Origin of the sequence: Streptosporangium sp. NPDC051023 (assembly GCF_040689595.1) — a bacterium.
Classification (GTDB): domain Bacteria; phylum Actinomycetota; class Actinomycetes; order Streptosporangiales; family Streptosporangiaceae; genus Streptosporangium.
This window is the reverse complement of record NZ_JBFBCE010000063.1, coordinates 14,647-35,071: the sequence shown is the minus strand read 5'-3', so window position 1 is coordinate 35,071 and position 20,425 is coordinate 14,647. Positions and strand designations below refer to the sequence as shown.

At 68.8% G+C, this 20,425-nt stretch carries 16 protein-coding genes; 11 read left to right on the top strand and 5 right to left on the bottom strand.

Translation table 11 applies throughout. The features are described from left to right. Positions 1 to 132: 132 nt before the first annotated feature. Positions 133 to 1,014 (bottom strand): tetratricopeptide repeat protein, encoded by an 882-nt coding sequence (locus AB0395_RS32620; protein WP_366287792.1) that lies wholly within the window; start codon positions 1,012 to 1,014, stop codon positions 133 to 135. A gap of 414 nt (positions 1,015 to 1,428) precedes the next feature. Here AB0395_RS32620 and AB0395_RS32615 point away from each other — a divergent pair, with 414 nt between their 5' ends. Continuing rightward, the gene (locus AB0395_RS32615) at positions 1,429 to 1,809 is read left to right on the top strand and encodes a hypothetical protein (protein WP_366287757.1); all 381 of its coding nucleotides are present in this window, start codon (positions 1,429 to 1,431) and stop codon (positions 1,807 to 1,809) included. A gap of 284 nt (positions 1,810 to 2,093) precedes the next feature. Here the strand turns inward: AB0395_RS32615 and AB0395_RS32610 are convergent, their stop codons facing one another. Next, entirely contained in the window at positions 2,094 to 2,582 is a 489-nt protein-coding gene (locus AB0395_RS32610) for a MerR family transcriptional regulator (protein WP_366287755.1), read from the bottom strand. A 179-nt stretch (positions 2,583 to 2,761) separates the two neighbouring features. On the opposite strand from AB0395_RS32610, the gene AB0395_RS32605 reads away from it, so the two are divergent. Beyond that, positions 2,762 to 3,691, top strand: coding sequence for an aldo/keto reductase (locus AB0395_RS32605; protein ID WP_366287754.1), 930 nt, complete (start codon positions 2,762 to 2,764; stop codon positions 3,689 to 3,691). A 210-nt stretch (positions 3,692 to 3,901) separates the two neighbouring features. Here AB0395_RS32605 and AB0395_RS32600 read toward each other — a convergent pair whose 3' ends face one another. Then, complete coding sequence (locus tag AB0395_RS32600) at positions 3,902 to 5,311, bottom strand: family 1 glycosylhydrolase (RefSeq protein WP_366287752.1); 1,410 nt, start codon at positions 5,309 to 5,311, stop codon at positions 3,902 to 3,904. Between the two features lie 90 nt (positions 5,312 to 5,401). Here AB0395_RS32600 and AB0395_RS32595 point away from each other — a divergent pair, with 90 nt between their 5' ends. The 3 genes from AB0395_RS32595 to AB0395_RS32585 all read left to right on the top strand — a co-directional run bounded on the left by AB0395_RS32595 (position 5,402) and on the right by AB0395_RS32585 (position 8,478). Next, positions 5,402 to 6,058, top strand: coding sequence for a TetR family transcriptional regulator (locus AB0395_RS32595; RefSeq protein WP_366287750.1), 657 nt, complete (start codon positions 5,402 to 5,404; stop codon positions 6,056 to 6,058). A gap of 225 nt (positions 6,059 to 6,283) precedes the next feature. Further along, entirely contained in the window at positions 6,284 to 6,700 is a 417-nt protein-coding gene (locus tag AB0395_RS32590) for a MerR family transcriptional regulator (protein ID WP_366287748.1), read from the top strand. 254 nt (positions 6,701 to 6,954) lie between these two features. Beyond that, positions 6,955 to 8,478: a penicillin-binding protein 2 gene (locus tag AB0395_RS32585; RefSeq protein ID WP_366287746.1), complete on the top strand. Its 1,524-nt coding sequence runs from the start codon at positions 6,955 to 6,957 to the stop codon at positions 8,476 to 8,478. 59 nt (positions 8,479 to 8,537) lie between these two features. On the opposite strand, the gene AB0395_RS32580 is transcribed toward AB0395_RS32585, so the two are convergent. Beyond that, positions 8,538 to 10,385 (bottom strand): ABC transporter ATP-binding protein, encoded by a 1,848-nt coding sequence (locus AB0395_RS32580; RefSeq protein WP_366287745.1) that lies wholly within the window; start codon positions 10,383 to 10,385, stop codon positions 8,538 to 8,540. 544 nt (positions 10,386 to 10,929) lie between these two features. Between AB0395_RS32580 and AB0395_RS32575 the strand changes: the two genes are divergently transcribed. From AB0395_RS32575 to AB0395_RS32555, 5 genes are all read left to right on the top strand, one after another. After that, the gene (locus AB0395_RS32575; RefSeq protein ID WP_366287744.1) at positions 10,930 to 13,407 is read left to right on the top strand and encodes a tetratricopeptide repeat protein; all 2,478 of its coding nucleotides are present in this window, start codon (positions 10,930 to 10,932) and stop codon (positions 13,405 to 13,407) included. A gap of 455 nt (positions 13,408 to 13,862) precedes the next feature. Further along, complete coding sequence (locus tag AB0395_RS32570) at positions 13,863 to 14,639, top strand: AMP-binding protein (protein WP_366287742.1); 777 nt, start codon at positions 13,863 to 13,865, stop codon at positions 14,637 to 14,639. 184 nt (positions 14,640 to 14,823) lie between these two features. Continuing rightward, complete coding sequence (locus tag AB0395_RS32565) at positions 14,824 to 16,110, top strand: extracellular solute-binding protein (protein ID WP_366287740.1); 1,287 nt, start codon at positions 14,824 to 14,826, stop codon at positions 16,108 to 16,110. A gap of 117 nt (positions 16,111 to 16,227) precedes the next feature. Beyond that, a complete protein-coding gene (locus AB0395_RS32560) occupies positions 16,228 to 17,124 on the top strand; it encodes a sugar ABC transporter permease (protein WP_366287738.1) in 897 nt (298 codons plus the stop codon). Positions 17,125 to 17,228: 104 nt separating this feature from the next. Continuing rightward, positions 17,229 to 18,053: a carbohydrate ABC transporter permease gene (locus AB0395_RS32555; protein ID WP_366287790.1), complete on the top strand. Its 825-nt coding sequence runs from the start codon at positions 17,229 to 17,231 to the stop codon at positions 18,051 to 18,053. A 112-nt stretch (positions 18,054 to 18,165) separates the two neighbouring features. Here AB0395_RS32555 and AB0395_RS32550 read toward each other — a convergent pair whose 3' ends face one another. Beyond that, positions 18,166 to 18,720: an RICIN domain-containing protein gene (locus AB0395_RS32550; RefSeq protein WP_366287736.1), complete on the bottom strand. Its 555-nt coding sequence runs from the start codon at positions 18,718 to 18,720 to the stop codon at positions 18,166 to 18,168. A gap of 373 nt (positions 18,721 to 19,093) precedes the next feature. Here AB0395_RS32550 and AB0395_RS32545 point away from each other — a divergent pair, with 373 nt between their 5' ends. Beyond that, on the top strand, positions 19,094 to 20,332 hold the full coding sequence (locus AB0395_RS32545; protein ID WP_366287734.1) for a helix-turn-helix transcriptional regulator: 1,239 nt from the start codon (positions 19,094 to 19,096) through the stop codon (positions 20,330 to 20,332). Positions 20,333 to 20,425 lie beyond the last annotated feature (93 nt).

Genomic DNA, 20,425 nt, shown 5'->3' with positions numbered 1-20,425 from the left:
GGAGACCTCACCAGGCTCTGCCCCGGGATGTCCTCCTGGAGCCTCGAACAGTCGGCTCGTGGCCCGAGCGATCGGGATGAAGCGGCGGCGGGAACCCGCCCGATCGTGGGGCCGGGCCTGTGCGCATGTGAGTCATTCGACGGAGGAAGGCGGGGACATGCCGAGGTCGGCGAGGACCGCGCGCGCCTTTCCACGATGTGTCTCGGCGTTCTCACGGTCGCCGAGAGCCTCCAGGCCGTCGGCGATCCCCTCGTGGGCGTGCCCTATTTCGAGGCGGTCGTCGACGCGCTCGGCGACCGCCAGCGCCCGGAGGCGGTGGGCCACGGCGGCTCTGTGGTCACCAAGGCCGTGGCAGGCGCGGCCGAGCCGGTTCGTCGTCTCGCATTCGATGTGCGGATCGTTCAGCTCTCTGTTCAACTCCAGGGCCTCGTGCAGCAAAATCACAGCCTGTTCGAGATCGCCGTTCAGCAGGTGAATGGCTCCGCCTGTGCCTGCGGTGTGCACTCTGGCCTCAAGGTTGTCGAAGTCGCGAAGGAGTTCTTCCACCTGTTCCAGGGCTCTGGCAGCCGCTTCGTGGTCGGCCGCGTACGTGAAGGCGAGAGCCAGGTTGTTGAGCGTGCAGATTTCTCCATGAGGCTCCGACAGCTCTCGATAGAGATCCAACGCGCTGAGACCATGCTTTATCACCAGCTCCGGCCGGACGATGCGGTTTCCGGCGGTGGAGATGTTCATATGGATCGCGGCCTCGCCGTGAGGATTCCCCACCCGGCTGAAATACGTCAGTGCCTGCCGCCAGTAGTTCATCGCCTTGTCGAACTGACATCTGCGCGCATGGAAGATACCCAGATTGCCAAGGGGCGTCCTCTCGCGGTCCTGATCACCGACATCGCGAAAAAGCTCCAGTGCGCGCTCGTAGTGGCGGCCCGCGGTGGAGAACTCACCCAGCAGGTCGTAGGTGAGCGCGAGGGCGTTCGAGCGACTTGAATCCGGTCGAGGGCATCTGGTCGCTGCTATGGCGCTGCTTCCTGTCCAACATCGCCTTCACTGGCCCGGAGCACTTGATTCGCACCGTCCGGCAGGGACTGCGCATCATTCAATACTGCAGCGACCTCATCGACGGCTGCCTCGCGGGAACAGGCCTGACCCTCACGTCGGCATAACCGCACACGACACTATGAGTTCAACCTCAGTAACGCCCACTACACTTGCTGGGCAAGATAAGCGCCGGTCTGAGCGCTCAGAATCGGAGTGATTGCGATGGCGGCGTCGAAGTCGAAGAGGGATCTGCTTCCTCTTGTTCTTGAGGCATCAGCTCTCGTGACCTTGCGACCTCCCTGGCGTGGGGAGGTCGTACCGGTCGCCCGATGGCGGGACGCGGAGGCCGGAGTGGGAGCTGTTCTGTTCTTACGTCATAGAGGGAACGGAAGGTTGGCCTCCGAACTGTCGGTGGCTGCTCGGGGCCGGACTGGTTCCTGGACTTCCCTCGGTGTTGATTCGGGCACCGGAGACTATCCAGACGTCTTCTCGGCGCGGCTCGTCGTACCGGACGACGTTGTGAACATCGGTGCTTCCGAAGTATGGATCTCCGAGCCGGACCTGAACAACGGTGCGGGAGCTTCGCTTCGTCTCTTGGAGTTCGCTGCCGGAGAGTCGATCACAAAGATCGTGTGCTCTGCGGACGGCAGGATGATTGACCAGGAGATATCTCCGCTGAGAATCGCCTTGATTGGCTTTTGGTCTGAGCTTCCAGTTGCCGTCCATGCATACACGGACGAAGGTGTTCGGCGCGACCTTGCTGTGGATGCTTAATTTTTCAGGTAATTCAAAAAGCTTTCGTTTCTGAAGGCTTCTTGTCTTACGTCTCTTGATTTGGCGGCGGTGAAGGTCCGAAGCTTGAGGTCGTTGATGATTTCACTGCTCCAGTCGTGTGACTTCAGGAGATGTTGTCCATGGGGGGCCTTTCTTGGACGGTGTGTGAATGCGGCAGGTCCAGAGGTGTACAGATCGCCCGACTGGCAACGAAGCGGTCAGATGTATTTCGCTATCAGATTCTCTTGGATGAGAAAAAGGGGAGGTGCTCTGCCGTAGCCGGTTCAGGCGCGGGTTTTCTCCGTGGCGGTCAGAAGGGCGGCGATGGAGGAGCGGGACTGCTGGAGGGTGGTTATCTGGGTGTCGAGATCTTTGAGGTGGTCCTGGAGGTAGTTCCGGACGCAGGGGTGAAGGTCAGGGCCCGGGCCTTCGATGCAGGGGAGGATGTCGCGGATGGTCCGGGTGGGCAGGCCCGCCGCGAGGAGGGTGCGGATGTGGCGGACGATCGTCGGGGTCTCGGGCGTGTAGTGGCGATGGCCGCTCTCGCTGCGGTGTGAGGTGAGCAGGCCCTGCTCCTCGTAGTAGCGCAGCAGGCGGGGGCTCACGTCCGTCTCGCGGGCCAGCTCGCCGATCTTCATCTCGCGGTTGGAAGAGCCAAGGTTCGTCCCGCGTGTGGAGGGGCTGGGGGTCGCCCCGCGGGCCGGGGTGATGAGGTTCTTCCTCGTGTTCGCGGTACCGCTCTTCGTCCTGCGGTCCAGGGTGCTGGTCTGCACGGGGTCACCTCACACGAGCGTTGATCAGATTTCGCCGGTCCCACTGGGCCTTCGCCGGGTCCGTTCTGTACAAGGCGTCGGGCGGGTGATCTCATCCGGAATCGCCGCGACGAGATCCTTGTGATCTGTCTCACACCGGCTTGAAGCTCACATGGATGTGAGCTTCTAGCGTTGCGGACATGACGAACACGACAGACAACGCAGCGGTGACCACCACTTTCGCCCTGGGCGGTGACCTGACGGTGAGGCGGATCGGGTACGGCGCCATGCGGTTGGCCGACGGGCCGGAGAAGCCGGCGGAGGCCGGGGCCGCCCAGATCTGGACCGCTCCGGCCGACCGCGAGGGCGCGCTGGCCGTACTGCGCAGGGCGGTCGAACTGGGGGTCGGGCTGGTTGACACCGCCGACTCATACGCGCTGGGGGCGAACGAGGAACTCGTCGCCGATGCCCTGCACCCATACCCTGAGGGACTGGTGATCGCCACCAAGATCGGTGTCGTACGGCCAAGCCCCGCCGAATGGATCCCGCTCGGCAACCCCGCCTACCTGAGGCAGCAGGCCGAGCTGAGCCTGCGGCGGCTCCGTGTCGAGCGGATCGACCTGCTCCAGCTGCACCGGATCGACCCGAACGTGCCGCTGGCCGACCAGATCGGCGCCCTGAAGCAGCTGCGGGACGAGGGCAAGGTCCGGCACATCGGCCTGTCGGAGGTGACGGTCGAGCAGCTCAGGGAGGCAGCGGAGATCACGCCGATCGCCGCAGTGCAGAACATGTACAACCTCGTCACCCGGCAGCACGACGACGTCGTGGACTACGCCGCCGCGCACGGTATCGCCTTCCTGCCTTTCTTTCCGATCGCGATGGGCGGGCACGCCGGGCCGGACAGCCCGGTCGCGGCCGTGGCGGAGGAGATCGGCGCGACCCCGTCCCAGACGGCCCTCGCCTGGCTGCTGCGCCGTTCCCCGACGGTCATCCCGATCCCCGGCACCACCTCGCCCAGGCACCTGGAGGAGAACGTCGCCGCGCTGGAGGTCTCGCTGTCCGACGAGCAGTTCGAGCGGCTGTCCGCGCTGGGCAGGGAGGCGGAGGAGGACGGCGGCCAGGAGGCGTGATGGCGGATCGGGTCCCGCACCGGGGCAGGCCCGACACCGTATCCGGCCCGACCTGTATCGGGTCCCGCGCCGGGTCGGCTCGGGTGCGGTGTCGGGCCACGTGCGGCGGGCCGTACCGTCCGGTTTCCGGGGATTCGAATCGCGTTTCGCATCTGGAATACCTGAGCCGCCAGTGGGATTTTCGAAAGCGGAGGCCCGGGAACGGCTTTCCTATTTCGTGATTCGGTTTCTGAGCCAGTGATATGAAGCCTTCGGGGTGCGTTTGCCGGTGGGGAAGTCGACATGGACCAGCCCGAAGCGCTGGGTGAAGCCCTCGGCCCACTCGAAGTTGTCCAGCAGGGACCAGACGTAGTAGCCGCGCACGTCCACGCCCTGCGCCCTGGCCCGCTCCAGGGCCTCGATGTGGCCGTCGAGGTAGGCGATCCTGGCCTGGTCGTCCACCACGCCGTCGGGGCCGGGGAGGTCGGGGTGGGAGCAGCCGTTCTCGGTGACGTAGACGGGCGGAAGGGCGTCGCCGTAGCGGGCCTTGAGGCCGGTGAGGAGTTCGCGCAGGCCGTCGGGGACGACGGGCCAGCCGAAGCCGGTGACGGGATGGCCGGTGATGCCGGTGTCGGTGAACGGCAGGCCCTCGGCGGTCGGGGCGGCGATCCGGGTGGGGTTGTAATAGTTGATGCCGAGGCCGTCGACGGGAGTGGCGATGATGTCGAGGTCACCCTCCAGGACGCAGTCGAGGAAGGAGACGGGGGCGCCGTCGCGGGCCCGGTCGGGGGAGGCGTTGAGGTCGCTGTTCCGGACATGGTCGGCGGGCGCGCTGGGGAGGGTGCTGTTCCGGGAAGGGACAGGCGCGATGCCGTACGCGGATAGATCCGGATAGGTTCCGAGCAGTACGGGGTCGTTGAACAGGCGGTTGTGCAGCGTGTCGTAGGCGTCGGCGGCGGCCAGGTCGGCCGGATCGTCAGAGGCCGGCCAGACCGGGGTGCAGTTGTTGGTGATCAGCACCCGTTCGGCGCCCCGCTCACGCAGCGCCCGTACGGCCAGCCCGTGCCCGAGCAACTGGTGGTGGGCCACCGGCAGCGCGTCCAGCAGCAGGGACCTGCCCGGGGCGTGGTTGCCCAGGGCGTAGCCGTACACCATGTGCACGAACGGCTCGTTCAGGGTGATCCACACCGGGATCCGGTCGGCCAGCCTGTCGGCCACCAGAGCGGCGTACTCGGCGAAACGGTAGGCGGTTTCGCGGTTCAGCCAGCCGCCCTCGTCCTCCAGGGCCTGCGGCAGGTCCCAGTGGTACAGCGTGGCGGCCGGGACGATGCCCCGCTCGTGCAGTGCGTCGGTCAGCCGGTCGTAGAAGTCGAGTCCCGCCTGGTTGACCGCGCCCCTGCCTTCGGGCTGGATCCTGGGCCAGGCGACGGAGAAGCGGTAGGAGTTCACGCCGAGGTCCGCCATCAGCGCGATGTCCTCCGGCCAGCGGTGGTAGTGGTCGCAGGTCACCTCGCCCGTCTGACCGTCGTGGACGCGCCCTGACCGGTGGGTGAAGGTGTCCCAGATCGAGACGCCCCGACCGTCCTCCGCGACGGCGCCCTCGATCTGGTAGGACGCGGTCGCCGTTCCCCAAAGGAACATTCATCCTCCAGAAGACGTCAATAAAGATCATAGAAGACGTCAATAAAGATCATGATAATCGCTGTCAGTCACATAGTGGATGATGGAGTGATGACGAACGTTTCCGGAGGGACGCTCCGCCGTCGTCCGGCTCAGCGCCGCAGCCTCGAACGCGTCGAGCGAATGCTGGACGAGTGCGCGCGGTTACTCGACGAGGTGGGTTACGAGGCCCTGACCACCAAGGAGGTCGCGCGCCGGGCCGAGGTGCCGATTGGCACGTTCTATCAGTTCTTTCCCGACAAGCAGGGGTTGGTGCGCGCGCTCGCGCTGCGCAACCTGGAGGCGTTCCTCGGTCGCGTCACCGCGCGGCTCGCGACGGTGCAACTGTCCGACTGGACCGAGATGGTCGACCTCGCGATCGACGAGTTCGTCGCGATGAAGCGGTCAACGCCGGGGTTCGCGGTCGTCGACTTCGGTGAGGTGCTGCCCACCCCCGGCGGTCCCGCCCTCAAGGGGACCGAGCGGATGCTCGACGCCGCCCTTGAGAACAACGTCATCGTGGCCGACAGGCTTCGTACGATCACCATCGAGCTGCTCGGCGCCCCGATGGGGCCGCAACTGGACAGGGCGCTGATCGTCGCGGTCGAGGCGGCGGACGCCGTGCTCAAGCTCGCCTTCCGCTCCCGGCGCGACGGTGACCCCGAGCTGATCGGCGAGTGCAAGCGCCTGGTCCGCCGTTATCTGTCGGACTACCTGCCCAACGACTGATCTCGCCTGCCTGCCCCTGACACCGCCCAACGGGGTCGCCCGGGGCCCGCTCGTGACACGCGAGCCCGCGTGTCACGGGCGATCCTGGGGGCAGGGCGGGTCGCGGGTGAGGAAAGCGGCCCGGGGCGGGCTGCGGGTGGGGAAGGAAGGCGGCCCGGGGCGGGGCGCGGGCCGGGCGGTCGTCCGGGGGGCGTTCGGCTTGACCTGGAGTGCGCTCCAGGTGGGATGCTGCCGGACGTGAGTGTCTACACGCCGGGACAGGTGGTTGAGGAGACCGGTTTCAGCCTCGACACCTTGCGTTACTACGAGCGGATCGGACTGCTGAGGAGGGTCGGCCGCAACGCGGCCGGACAGCGCAGGTTCACCCAGGACGACGTCGGATGGCTCGGCACGATCCGCTGTCTGCGGGACACCGGGATGCCGATCGCCGAGATGCTCCGCTTCGCGGAGTTGGTCAGGGCGGGCGACCACACGATCCCCGACCGGCTCGCGCTGCTCGAGGCCCATGACCGGCGGGTCGAGGAGCAGGTGGCCAACCTGCGGGAGAAGCAGCGGGCGGTCCAGGCCAAGATCGGTTACTACCGCGACGTGGTCGACATGCCCCAGTGCGAGCCGCTCGCTCGGAGCGCCGGACGCGGCTGACGCGCCGGACGTGCCGTGCCGGACGTGCCGGACGCGGCTGACGCGGTCGGCGCGGTCGGCGCGGTCGGCCGGAGCGAGCCGCCGGACGGTTCCGGGACGATGCGCGGGGCCGGGGGCCGTGGTGGCGGCAGGTGCGGAGTGTGTGAGCCGGGGCCGTAGCGGTGGTTGGTGAAGTCGTACGACCGCTTTGCCCCATAGCGGCCCCTCCTTTCCGCTTCGCCTGTTAAACCGGTAGCGGGACCGGGGGAGGGCCGATGGCCGCACCGCGCGCACGCCGGATCAACATTCCACTTCGGCACGTCGCCCTGACGTGCGGAGTCATGATGTTCGCGCTGCTGGCCAACGTGACCTACCTCCAGGCCTTCCGGAGCGACCGGCTCACCGACGACCCGCGCAACCAGCGGACGACGATCGCCCGGTTCGACGGTCCCCGGGGCGACATTCTGCTGCGTGACGGCACCGTCGTCGCGACCAGCGTTGAGAGCCAGGGCGGCAGGTACGGGTATCGGCGCGTCTATCCCGGCGGCCCTCTCTACGCGCCGGTGACCGGTCACCTCTCGCTCTACGGCGCCACCGGGATCGAACGCGCGCAGGACGCGGTGCTGTCCGGCACCGACCCCCGGGTGAAGCTGCGCGCGCTGATGGACGGCACGCGGGCTGGGGCTGGGGCGACGCTCAGGCTCACCATCGACCCTAGGGCGCAGCGGGCCGCCTACGAGGGACTGCGCGCCACGGGGCTGCGCGGGGCCGCCGTCGCCATCGAGCCGGAGACCGGCGCGATACTAGCCATGGTCTCCTTCCCCTCCTACGACCCGAACGTCTACACGACCTTCGACGGCGCCGAGCTGGACAGGGCCGACAGACTGCTGCGGAGCGACCCCCGGGACCCGTTGCTGAACCGGGCGATCCAGCGGAACTATCCGCCGGGATCCACCTTCAAGGTCGTCACCAGCGCCGCCGCGCTCGGTTCGGGAAGGTACCGTCCGACCACCGGCGTCAGCGCGCCCGCCACCCTGCGCCTGCCGGGAAGCGGCGCCTACCTTCACAACGCGGGCGGCGTCTCCTGCGGGGACGGCAACCCGCCGCTGGCCTACGCGTTCAAGCTCTCCTGCAACACCCCGTTCGCCAACCTGGGCATCGACCTCGGCCAGGAAACGCTGCGCGAGCAGGCACGGGCGTTCGGCTTCGACGCCGACGACCTGACCGTGCCCATGCCTGTCGCGGAGAGCGTGTTTCCTCAGAACATGGACCAGGCGCAGACCGCCATGTCGGCGCTGGGGCAGTTCGACACCAGGGTGACCCCCCTCATGGTCGCCATGCTGTCGGCGGCGGTCGCGAACGACGGCTCACTGATGCGTCCTTACCTGGTCGAGGAGATCCGGCTCGCCGACGGTGCGGTGGTCGACGGGGCCGAGCCGTCGCCGTACCGCAGGACGATGGAGGCGGCGGAGGCCAACCTGCTGACCGCGATGATGGTCACGGTCACCCGGCCGGGGGGTACGGGAGAGGCCGCCGCCATCCCGGGCGTCGAGGTCGCCGCGAAGACCGGCACCGCGGAGAACTCCACCACGGGCCAGGACCACGCGGTCTTCACCGGCTTCGCCCCGGCGGCCGCCCCCAGGGTCGCGGTGGGAGTTCTCGTCGAGCACGGCGGGTCGGGCGGTCAGGTCGCGGCTCCGATCGCCAGGGCGATCATGCGGGCCGTACTCGGGCCGTCCGGTCCGGATGATCAGGCCCAGGAGGCTCCGCCCGGCGAGTCCGACGGCCAGGCGGAGTAGCCCCGCTCCCGCGGGGCCGCCGATCAGGCCGAGTAGGTCCTCTCCCACAGGCCCGCCGATCAGGCCGAGTAGGCGCTGGCCTGCAGGCCGTACAGGTCGGCGTAGAGGCCGTTGAGGCCGATCAGCTGCTCGTGGGTGCCGTGCTCCACGATCCTGCCGTGGTCCAGGACGTAGATCCGGTCGGCGTAACGGACGCTGGCCAGCCTGTGGGTGATCAGCAGGACGGTACGGCCGTCCGCGTGCCGCCTGATGCGCTCGAAGAGGGCGTGCTCGGCGCGGGCGTCGAGAGCGGCGGTCGGTTCGTCGCAGATCAGCAGCGGGGCGTCCCGGTGGAAACCGCGGGCGATCGCGATCCGCTGCCACTGGCCGCCGGACAGCTCCTGGCCGTCCTTGAACCGTCTGTCCAGCAGGGTGTCGTAGCCGTGCTGCAGCTCGGCCACGACCTGATCGGCGCCCGCGACCTCGGCGGCGGCGACCAGCGCCGCCTCTCCCTTGTCGGTGCCCATGCTGATGTTGTGCCTGGCGGTCAGCGGCCAGCGCGTGTGGTCCTGGGCGATGACCGCGATGTTGCGTCTCAGCTCGTCGAGGTTCACCTCCGCCAGGTCGGTCTCGTCCCACAGCACGCGTCCGCTGTCCGGCTCGTAGAGGCCGGACAGGAGCTTGGCGAGCGTGGTCTTGCCCGAGCCGTTCTCGCCGACGAGGGCGATCACCTCGCCCTCGTCGATGTGGACGGAGACTCCCCGCAGCGCGGGGGTCTCTGAGCCCGGGTAGGTGAAGACGATGTCCTCCGCGGTGATCCGCTCGAACGTCTCCGGAGTCTTCCCCGGACGTTCCGGGCTGACGCGGCTCTCCGCCTCCGTGCAGAAGTCGAGGAAGTCGGTGAAGTACAGCCCCTCCTCGTAGAGGCGATTGGTCGCGTACAGCAGGTTCGACAGGTAGGTCTGGCCGGAGCGGATCGCCAGTACGGCGGTGCCCGCCACGGCCAGCGGCACCGAGCCCGCGGCGAGCAGCAGGCCGAGGGCGACGTAGACCATGGCCGTCCCCAGCCCGCTGAGGGCCTCGCCGAGGATCCTCGCGAACGTCTCCCGCCGCGCCAGGCCGAGCATGACGTTCTGCTCCGAGGTCGCCACCGCGTCGTACATCCGCAGCAGGAAGCCCCGCATCGTGAAGGAACGCACCTCGGCCGCGGACTCACGCTCGGCGAGCAGCTCCGAGATGATCCACTTACGCCGGTTCGCGGGGATCATCGCGTACATCGCGGTGTAGCGCATGCGGGCGGTGCGGACCGCCGCCCAGGCGTCCGGCAGCACTGCCAGCACCAGCAGCGGCAGAAGGACGGGATGGAGCACCCCGAGCACGCCGGCCGCCGCCACGATCCCGATGAGCGCGGTCAGCACGTTGATGGCGGTGCCGACCACCCTGTCCGCCGTCGCGACCCCGCGTGCCTTGGCCCGCTGGAGCGTGTCGTGGAAGTCGGGCTCGTCGAAGGCCGCCAGGCCGACCTGGCTGGTCAGTCCGTAGAGCCGCTCCTCGGCGATTCGGCTCACCTGGGGGTCGAGCCGGGACTGGGCCCAGCCCGCGCCCGCCTGCGTCAGCGTGCGCAGGGTGCCCGCGACCCCGACCAGGATCAGGCTGGGCAACGCGGCGACGACCCGCTCAGGGGTCGGGCCCGCCTGGAACAGGGCGGAGAGCACCCCGGTCGTGGCCAGCAGTCCGAACGCGGTGAACACGCCGCTGAACAGGCTCAGGCTGATCGTGATGACGGTGTCGCGGGGGCTGGCCAGCCAGCCCAGCCGTACGGCCTGCGCGACGAGGGCGGGCAGGCGCCTGGAGATGGTGAGGAAGCCGATACCGGTCATCTTGTTGACGTGGGCGTACCACTCGGAGAGGTTGAGCTCGCCGAGCACCGGATCGGACGTCGTGCCGGACGTCGTGCCGGACGCTGTGCCGGACGCTGTGCCAGGCGAGGGAACGGGCGCGGAGCCGGGCGGGGGAACAGGAGGCGCCACGCCGGGCGGAGGAACGGGCACGGTGTTGGACGCGGAGCCGGGCGGGGCGTCGGACGCTGTGTCGGACGCTGTGTCGCGCGCCCGGCGCGGGGAGGGAGGAGACGCGGAGCCGGGCAGGGCGTCGGGAGCCTTGCGGGGGGACGGGGGAGACGGGGGATCGGGCAGGGCGTCGGGAGCGCGGCGTGGGGAGGGGGGAGAGGCGGGATTAGAGGCTGGGGGAGTGTCCGGCATGTTTGCAGTGTGAATCGCCTCCCCGACAGTTCGCCATCCGATGGCCGGTCACGGTCAGTAGGGTGGCACCCGCCGCCACTAATTCCCTGCGGCCTGACATTAGGGACGGTCAGGCAATCCGAGCATCCGAAATGGTGCTAAGCCTGGGCACGGCACGGTAATTGGTGTCACACTTTCTGTGACGGCTGCCCCGCGACCTCATTAAGAGCCGATGACACAGGACACCGCGCACATTTCTCTTGCCGGGGGGAATCTCCCCCTCGAGCCCAACGACTTCGTCGGCCGCGAGGCCGACGTCGAAGAGCTCGTCAAGTTGCTCGGTGTCGCCCGGCTGGTGACCCTGTGCGGGACGGGCGGCATCGGCAAGAGCAGGCTGGCGGTCAAGGTGGCGACCCACCTGGCGGCGGACTTCCCCGGAGGCGTCTGGCTGGTCGAGCTGGCCGAGGCGATGCGTGACGAACTGATCGTGCCCCGGGTCGCCGCCGTGCTCGGGGTCAAGGCCGAGCCGTCGCGCCCGCTGGCGGAAACGCTGCTCGACGCTCTCGCCGACCGGCAGTTACTGCTGGTCATCGACAACTGTGAGTCACTCATCGACGAGTCCGCCCGGTTCTGCAGGGCGCTGCTCACGATCAGCCCCGAGGTGCGCGTGCTCACCACCAGCAGGGAGCCGCTGCGGGTCGCGGGCGAGACGGTGTGGCGGGTTCCGCCGCTCACGCTGCCCAGGGCGGCCGGTCAGGAGCAGGCGGCCGCCAGCGAGGCCGTACGGCTCTTCGTCGACCGGGCGAAGGCCGCCGCGCGCGGCTTCGCCCTCGACCACAACAACGCCGACGAGATCGCCAGCCTGTGCGAGGCGCTCGACGGGATGCCGCTCGCCATCGAGCTGGCCGCCGCGCTGTGCAGGGTGCTGACGGTCGAGCAGATCCACGCCCGGCTCAGGGACAGGTTCCGGCTGCTGTCCGCGGGAGACAGGACCGCCCCCGCCAGGCACCAGACGCTCAAGGCGACCGTCGACTGGAGCTACCAGCAGCTCAAGGAGCAGGAACGGATCCTGCTGCGGCGGCTCGCGGTCTTCACCGGCGGATGGACGCTGGACATGGCCGAGCGGGTCTGCGACGGCAACGGCCTGTGGGCCGAGGACGTTCTGAGCGTCCTGTGCGGCCTGGTGGACAAGTCCCTGGTGCTCGCGGACGCCGAGGTCGCGGGCGAGACGCGCTACCGGATGCTGGAGACGATCCGCCAGTACGCCGCGGAGCAGCTGGAGGGCTCCGGTGAGGAGCCCGAGCTGAGACGGCGGCATCGCGACCACATGGTCGAGATCGCGGACCGGATCCACCAGCTGATCGTCCGGCGTCCCCGCCCGACCTGGGCGGAGGTCTGCCCGATGCTGGTGCTGCTGGACGAGGTGCAGGCCAACGTGTGGGCGGCGGTGCGCTGGTCGGCCGAGGCGGGCGAGCCGGAGAGCGCGCTGCACCTCCTGGTGCTGCTGCGCTGGCCGACCATCGCGGGCGGCAGGTTCACTCCCGCCGACGAGTGGCTTGACCGCCTGCTGGCGGCGACGCCCGCGGTGCTGCCCACGCGCGTGCGCGGCGACGCCCTCGTCCTGCGCGGCCAGGTGGCCTTCGGCCAGGGTGATCCGGGGAAGGCGCAGGACGCCTGCACCGAGGCGGCCGAACTGTGCAAGACGGCGGGCCTGCACGGGCCGCTCAGCGGGGCGCTGGCCATCCTGGCCTGGGTCGCCATCTACCAGCGGCGCCCTGACCGGGCCCGGTGCCTGCTGGACGAGGCACTGGAGGCGGTGCGCAGGGTCGACGATCCCTGGCACGAGATGGTGATCCGCGCGATGGAGGGGACGTTCGCGCTGTCCGAGGGGAGGGCCAAGGAGTCACAGCGCTCGTTCGAGGCCGCGCTGGCGATCGCCAACGGTCTCGACAACCACTGGGCCGCCCCGGTCGCGCTCATCGGTCTGGCCCAGGTCGCCTGGATGCGGGGCGACCTGGCTGAGGCCCGCTCCTACTACGAGCAGGCTCTCGAGATGCTCAAGGACATCACGGCCCACTGGCAGACCATCACCTGCCTGTCCGGCCTCGGCCGGATCGCCCTGGCCCAGGGAGACCTCGCGACCGCCCGCGCCCGGCTGATCGAGAGCCTGCGCCTGTGCCGGGGGACCGGTCAGCGGCTCGGCGTCGCCCGGCGCATCGAGACGCTCGCCCAGCTCGCGCTGGCCGAGGAGGACGACCAGCGGGCGGTGCGCCTGGCGGGAGCCTCGGCCGCGATCAGGCACGCGATGAGCGGCGTCGTCATGCCCTCCGGCTTCGGCGCGCGCATGGAGGAGCTGCTCCAGCCCGCCCGCGCGCGGCTCGGCGACGCGCTGGTCGCCCAGCTGTGGACGCTCGGCAAGGAGATGAGCCAGGAGCAGGCGGTCCGCTACGCCCTTGAGGGCGAGGAGCAGGCCGACATACCGCTGCCGACCGGCAAGGGCCCGGCCGCCGCCCCGCTCACCACGCTCACCGGGCGTGAGTGGGAGATCGCCGAGCTGGTCGCCAGGGGCCTGAGCAACAAGGCCATCGCCGACGAGCTGGTGATCAGCCCCGCGACCGCGGCCCGGCACGTGGCCAACATCCTGGCCAAGCTCGGCTTCTCCTCGCGCACCCAGGTCGCGACCTGGGTCATCGAGCACAACCGCGTCTGAACGCCGCGACCGCCCTACACACAGGGGCTACACATCGGGCCGCCGCACAGATACATCTCGGGATACGCACTCCGGAGCATGCGCGGTACCGGCGGCCCACCGTACGTTTTCCTCGTGTTCGACCGATGACGCCCAGCCTTCCGGGTCGTACCCGCCATGACGGCGGTCCGGTACGGCAGGCCCACACCATCCCAGGCGTCTCGGTCGAGCACATCGGGAGCGTCGCGTGTCCCTCCCGACGGTCGAGGTCTCCTCGGAGGGGTGGGGACCGAAGGCCACGGGTCACGCGGCAGCGGGCTCGAGCCGCGCAGGGCTCGAGCCCGCACCCATGTGCCGAAGGCCGGGGAATCAACTAATCGGGGAAAGGCCCATCAGAGGGGGCGGGCCCGGATACACACTCATTTACATATATCTGTCGATGCCCGTTCGGACAGGTCGGTCGTACGGTCGTCGGCATGAGATTCACCTCCTCGTCCATCAAGGCCACCGTCACCGAGGCGGTGTTCGGCTGCGCGCACGAGCGAGGTGACCGGCCCGCGCTGATCGATCTCGGCGCGGGGGTGGTCTACGGCCACCGCCGCCTGGCCGAGGAGGTGACGCGGGGAGCCTCAGGGCTGGTCAGAAGGGGTGCGCGAGGACGGCAGGTGGCGGGCATCCACGTGGACAACGTGGCCGCCCAGACCCTCGCGGTGCACACCGTCATCGCGGCGGGCGGGATCGCGGCGCCCGTCGCCTCCCGGGGCGGGGAGATGGGCGAGCTGCTGGTCCGGCTGGACGCGCGGCTGCTGATCACGACCCCCGGTCTGGCGGAGACGTCGCTGCAGGCCGCCGACGTCTCCAGGGTCCGGCAGGTGATCGCGTTCGGCCAGGCGCGTGACACCGTCGACTTCGCCGACCTGCTGCTGCTCGCTCCGGCCCCGCTGCCGCACCTCGACCCGTCCGTACAGCCCGCGTTGCAGGTCGAGGACGGCAGCGTGTTCACCCACGAGGACCTGATCTGGCGGATGTGCGAGCTGGACAGGCTCGTCGTGCTGGAGAAGTCCGACGTCCTGCTGGTGACCTGGCCGCTGACGTCCACCCTGGCCCTGACGACCCTGGTCGGGCTGGCGCTGATGCGCGGCTCCCTGGTCGTGGTCGCTCCGGGCCTGGCCTCGGAGGAGCTGTCGGCGACCATCCACGACTTCGGCGTCACCGTCCTGGCACTGCTCGACGGAGCCGTCCAGCGTGTGTGATGTGGTCTTCGGCGTGGGTGACCGCGGCGTGTTCGGCGTGAGTGACTGCGGCGTGTGATGTCACCCGTGCGCGCCTTGACGCCACTCGCTGACAAATGCGTTGATTGTTATGCGGGCACGCTGACAACGGTGTCATCGTTTTCGGGGAACCTGCGCGACTCCTACCCCGAAGGGACGGGAAACGATGCGACGACGTTGGAGGGCGGCCGTCGCGGTCACCGTGGCGGCCCTGCTCACCCTGACCTCATGCAGCGGTGGCCAGGGAGCGGGGCAGAGCCCGCAGGCGAGTGGCAGGAAGAAGGTCGAGGTCTTCTCCTGGTGGACGGGGCCGGGAGAGGCGGACGGTCTGAAGGCCATGAAGGGGATCTTCGAGAAGAACAACCCCGGTCTTGAGTTCTTCGACGCGGCCGTCGCGGGCGGGTCGGGAGACAAGGCGCGCGCCCTGCTGACGACCAAGCTGCAGGCCGGCACCCCGCCGGACACCTTCCAGGGGCACGCGGGCGCCGAGCTGCAGGGATACATCAAGGCGGGGCAGCTTGAGCCGGTCACCTTCCTCTACGACGAGCTCAAGCTGAGGGACGTCCTCCCGAAGCAGCTCGTCGACCAGATCAGCGTGCAGGGCGAGATCTACTCGGTTCCGGTGAACATCCACCGCTCCAACGTGATGTGGTTCAATCCCGCCCTGCTGAAGCAGGCGGGTGTGACCGAGGTGCCCAGGACGATCGACGAGTTCGTCGCGGCCCTGGAGAAGGTCAAGCAGACGGGCAAGGTCCCGCTCGCGATCGGCTCGGAGTGGACGATGGTGCACCTGCTGGAGAACGTGCTGCTCGGCTCGCTCGGCACCGACGCCTACAACAAACTCTGGACGGCCGGTTCCGACTGGTCGGGACCGGCGATGACCAAGGCGCTGAACGACTTCAAGACGATCCTGTCCTACGCCGGGGACCCGGCCGACGACTGGCAGCCCGCGGCCAAGCAGGTGGCCGACGGGCAGGCCGCGTTCACCATCATGGGTGACTGGGCCTACGGCTACTTCCACAACCCACCGAACGGCGGCCTGGGCAAGAAGTCCAAGACCGACTTCGACTGGGCGCCCTCACCCGGCACCGGCGGCACCTTCATGTGGCTGTCCGACAGCTTCACCCTGCCGAAGGGCGCGCCGAACCGCGACGGGGCGATCGCCTGGCTGAAGGTCGCCGCGAGCAAGGAGGGGCAGGACGCCTTCAACCCGAAGAAGGGCTCCATCCCCGCCCGCAAGGACGCCGACACCTCCCTCTACACCGACTACCTCGCCGACGCGCTGAAGGACTGGAGCACGAACAGGCTCGCCGGGTCCGTCCAGCACGGCGTCAACGTCAACGACCCGTGGCGTGTCGCGATCAACGAGGCGGTCGGCGTCTTCCACACCGACAGGAACGTGACCGCGCTCCAGGCCTCGCTCGCCGAGGCCGCCAAGAACTCGGGCCAGTGAGGCGGACCGGGCGCCCCGGCGGCGCCCGGTAACCCGTCCGGTCGCGGGCCATGGCCCGCGGGCCCGCGGAGCCCTCCGTACTCGGTCAGGAAAGCCCCTCGGGCGGGAAGGACGCCGGTGACACGGGTGCGCAGGTGGCTGCCGGGGTTGCTGCTCGTCACGCCGTCGATCGTCGTCATCGGGGTCTTTGTGTACGGCATGCTCGGCTGGAACCTCCGGCTGGCCATGACGGACAGGCACGACGAGATCTCCGAGGGGCGTTTCGTGGGCCTGGAGAACTTCATCACGCTCTGGGATCAGAAGCGCTGGGGCATCTCGGTGCACCACGCGATCGTCTTCACCGCGGTGTTCGTGCTCGGGGCGCTGGCGCTCGGCTGGCTGCTCGCCTTCCTCATGGAGAAGGGGATCAAGGGGGAGGGGACGTTCAGGGCGGTCTACCTGTTTCCGATGGCGGTCTCGTTCGTGGCGACCGGGGTCGTCTGGCGCTGGCTGATGAACTCGGGGCAGGCGGAGCGGGCGGTGGGGCTGAACCGGCTGTTCGACCTCCTGGGCCTGGACTTCCTGCAGTGGGAGTGGTTCCGGGACCCGGACTGGGGGATGGCGGCCATGGCCATCCCGGCAATATGGCAAATGTCGGGATATGTCATGGCGCTGTTCCTGGCGGGTTTCCGGGGCGTCCCCGAGGAGCTCAGGGAGGCCGCGCGTGTGGACGGCTGCACCGAGTGGCAGGTCTACCGGCACGTCGTGCTGCCGTTGCTCCGCCCGGTGACCCTGTCCGCGCTGATCATCCTCGGCCACATCTCGCTGAAGGTCTTCGACCTGATCGTGGCGGTCTCCGGCAAACAGATCATCACCGACGTTCCCGCGGTGTTCATGTGGGTCGCGGTCTTCGACTCCCATGATCCGGCGAAGGGCGCGACCATCGCCTCGTACATCGTGCTCGCGGTGAGCCTGTTCGTCGTCCCCTACCTGGTCTGGACCCTTCGCAAAGAGCGCGGCGGGAGGCGGTCGTGAAGGCCGAGGCGGCCGGCGGCACCCTGGGCGGGAGGCGGGACCGGGGCGCGCGGAGTCCGGGCGCGCGGGCCGGGCGCCGGGCCCGTACAGCCCGCGGCGTCCGCCTGGCGTTACTGCTCGCCTTCCTGGTCGTCTTCCTGATCCCGATCTACGTGCTGCTGGTCACCAGCTTCAAGCCGCTGACCGAGGCGGACCCGGGCCGTGCCTGGGCGCTTCCGGAGACGTGGACGCTGGAGCCGTGGCGGGTCGCCTGGGACAAGCTCGCGCCGGGCGTGGTCAACAGTGTGCTGCTGGCCGTACCCGGGGCGCTGATCTCGGCGGCCCTCGGCTCCATGAACGGCTACGTGCTGTCGAAGTGGCGTTTCCCCGGCGCCGACGTGCTGTTCACGCTGCTGCTGTTCGGCATGTTCGTCCCCTATCAGGGGGTCATGATCCCCCTGGTGCAACTGCTGGTCCGGCTCAACGAGATCACCGAGTCGCTCACCGGCGCGCACGGCGTCTTCTACGGCGCGATCCCCGGCCTGCTCCTCGCGCACGTGGTCTACGGCATCCCGATCTGCACGCTGATCTTCCGCAACTACTACGTCACCATCCCGGACGAGCTCATCGAGGCCTCCCGGGTCGACGGGGCGGGAATGCTGCGGACCTACCGGTCGGTGGTGCTGCCGGTCTCGGGACCCGCCTTCGCGGTCGTGATCATCTGGCAGTTCACCTCGCTGTGGAACGACTTCCTGTTCGCCGTCTTCCTCACCGGGCCGCAGAGCTGGCCGATCACCGTGATGCTCAACAACATCGCCGGAGCCCAGACCGTCCCCTACAGCCAGCAGATGGCCGCCGCCCTGATCGCCTCCTTCCCCACCATGATCGTCTACGTCCTGCTCGGCCGGTTCTTCATGCGCGGTCTCATGGCCGGGGCGCTGAAGGGCTGACCTCTGAGCCCCGGACGTTCCTGATCGGGCACCGTGATCAGGAACGTCATGGGTCTTCGGGCACGCCGCACCGTGACCGGCGCGGAGACGTGGGGCGCTTCGCGCCGTCAGCTCAGGCGAGCCTCCACTCCTGGTTGGGCTGGCCGTAGATGCAGGCCCACTGGTGGACGTTGGCTCCGTCGTCCGTGCTGACCCCCGCCACGTCCAGGCACTTGCCGCTGTGGCGGGCCACGAGGATGAAGTAGCCGCTGTCCCGCTGGACGAGCTTCCACTCCTGGTTGGGCTGGTTGTAGAGACAGTCCCACTGGTGGACGTTGGCCCCGTTGTCGAGGCTGACACCCGAAACGTCCAGGCACTTACCGCTGTGCGTGGCTCTGAGGGTGTAGTAGCCGTCGCTGGTCGCGGCCAGGTTCCATTCCTGGTTGGGCTGGTTGTAGATGCAGGTCCACTGGTGGACGTTGGCACCGGTCTGTGTGCTGACGCCCGACACGTCCAGGCACTTGCCACTGTGCCTGGCCACCAGGGTCGTCCTGAACCTGAGACCGGGCTTCGCCGCCGCGTCGCCGTCCGCGCCGTCCGCGGCGTTCGCCGCGGGCGCGGACAGGAAGGGGCCGGTCATCAGAACGGCTGCCAGGGCTATGGCGTGACCTGCTCGGATGAGTCCCATCGAACCTCCTGAGGTGCTCTGGAAAGATCAACGAGCCCTTAGTAGCACGAATGACGGAACGTGTCGGCGAGTCACGGTGTGTGATGGCGTTGTGTCGCGGCCGAGGTCATCCGCCCAGCCGGTCAGGAGGGAGCCGGTGGTGCTCGCGAAAAATCATCCGTACCGGACCTGCCACCCGGAACCGTGGGGTCTCCACCGGAACTCCCAACGGGGATCATTCCCGTAAGGCGATGCGGCGCTTGGTCCAGGCCCAGGTGTTCGCGAGAGTGACCCCGGGCCCGTCTCGGGAGTGAGGGTCCTGTTGAGATCCGCATACAAGTGAACCCCGCACATCTAATCTGTGGATGTCGTTGCCATCAGGAGGTGCAGGGCCATGCCCGAAAGTACCGCGCAGCACGTCAGCCTCGGCGACAGGATCCGCACACTGCGGATGAACCGGGGTCTCACCCAGGAAGAACTCGCCAATGCCAGCGGGGTCAGCGTCGGCGTGGTGAGAAAGATCGAGCAGGGCGGAACCGCTCGAATGGAGACCTATCACGCCTTGGCCAGGGCGCTGGACGTGGTCACGATGACGTTCGTCGCGGCAGGGCCGCCCGAGCCGGTGCTCGACGGGCCGCCTGAGACGATGCTGGCCCCGATCCGGGCGGCGGTCATCCCGGCGGTGAGCCCGCGCGGGGAGCCGATGTACGGCTTCGCGGACGCCGCCGAGCTGTCCCTGCAGCGGCTCACGACGACCGTCGCGGCCGTCGGCGCGATCTACCACAGCAACAGGTATGACGACCTCGCGCAGCTCCTGCCGCCGCTGCTGCTGTCGGCCCAGCACCACGTCGCCCACCTCGCCGATGCCCCCACCCGCGCCAACGCGTTGCGGTTGCGCGCCAGCGCCTACAGCCTGGCCGCTCGCTACCTCATCCAGATCCGCGCCCATGATCTGGCCCTGATCGCCGTCCAAAAGTCCCAACAGGATGCCGTGACCATCGGCGACACGGCGCTTCTGAGCGCCGCGATCAACATCCAGGGGTGGGCGATGATACGGCAGGGGCGCTTCCGCGAGGTCGTGGACTTGTGCGTACACGCCGCCGACGAGCTTGAGCCTCGCATGTCCCGCGCCACCCCGGAGGAACTGAGCTCTTGGGGAGTACTGCTGGGCCGAGCCTCCGCGGCGGCTGCCCGCGACAACCGGCCCGACGAGGCGGATGAATACGCTGATCTCGCCGTCCTGGCCGGTAACCGGATCGGGCGCGAGCACCACGGCGACTCCGACCGATCCTTCGGGCCGCTGACGGCAGCCCTCAATCAAGCGGAGAACGCAATGGTCGCCGGGAAGCCCGGCAAGGCGGTCGAGCTGTTCGGCAGGCTGCCCCGTGGAGTTGGGCGTACGGTCTCCAGCACCTGGAACCGGGCACTGCTGGACGAGGCCCGCGCGAACACCCGGATCGGCGACGTCGGCCGGGCGACGGAAATCATGACGGGGCTGCGGCTGAAGGCACCGGAGTGGCTGCGCTACCAACAGCTCGGGCATGACACGACCCGGGAGATCGTCAGCACCGCCAAGCGCAGGCTCACCGACGAGCAGCGGGCCCTGGTGGACTTCTTCGGCCTCACCGGCTGAGGTGCCACGCCGCGTAGCGGTTCAGCGCGTGGCGCCGGTAATCTACGGCGCTCCGCGACTGGCTGGTAATCGAGCGACTTCGTAACGTAAGCG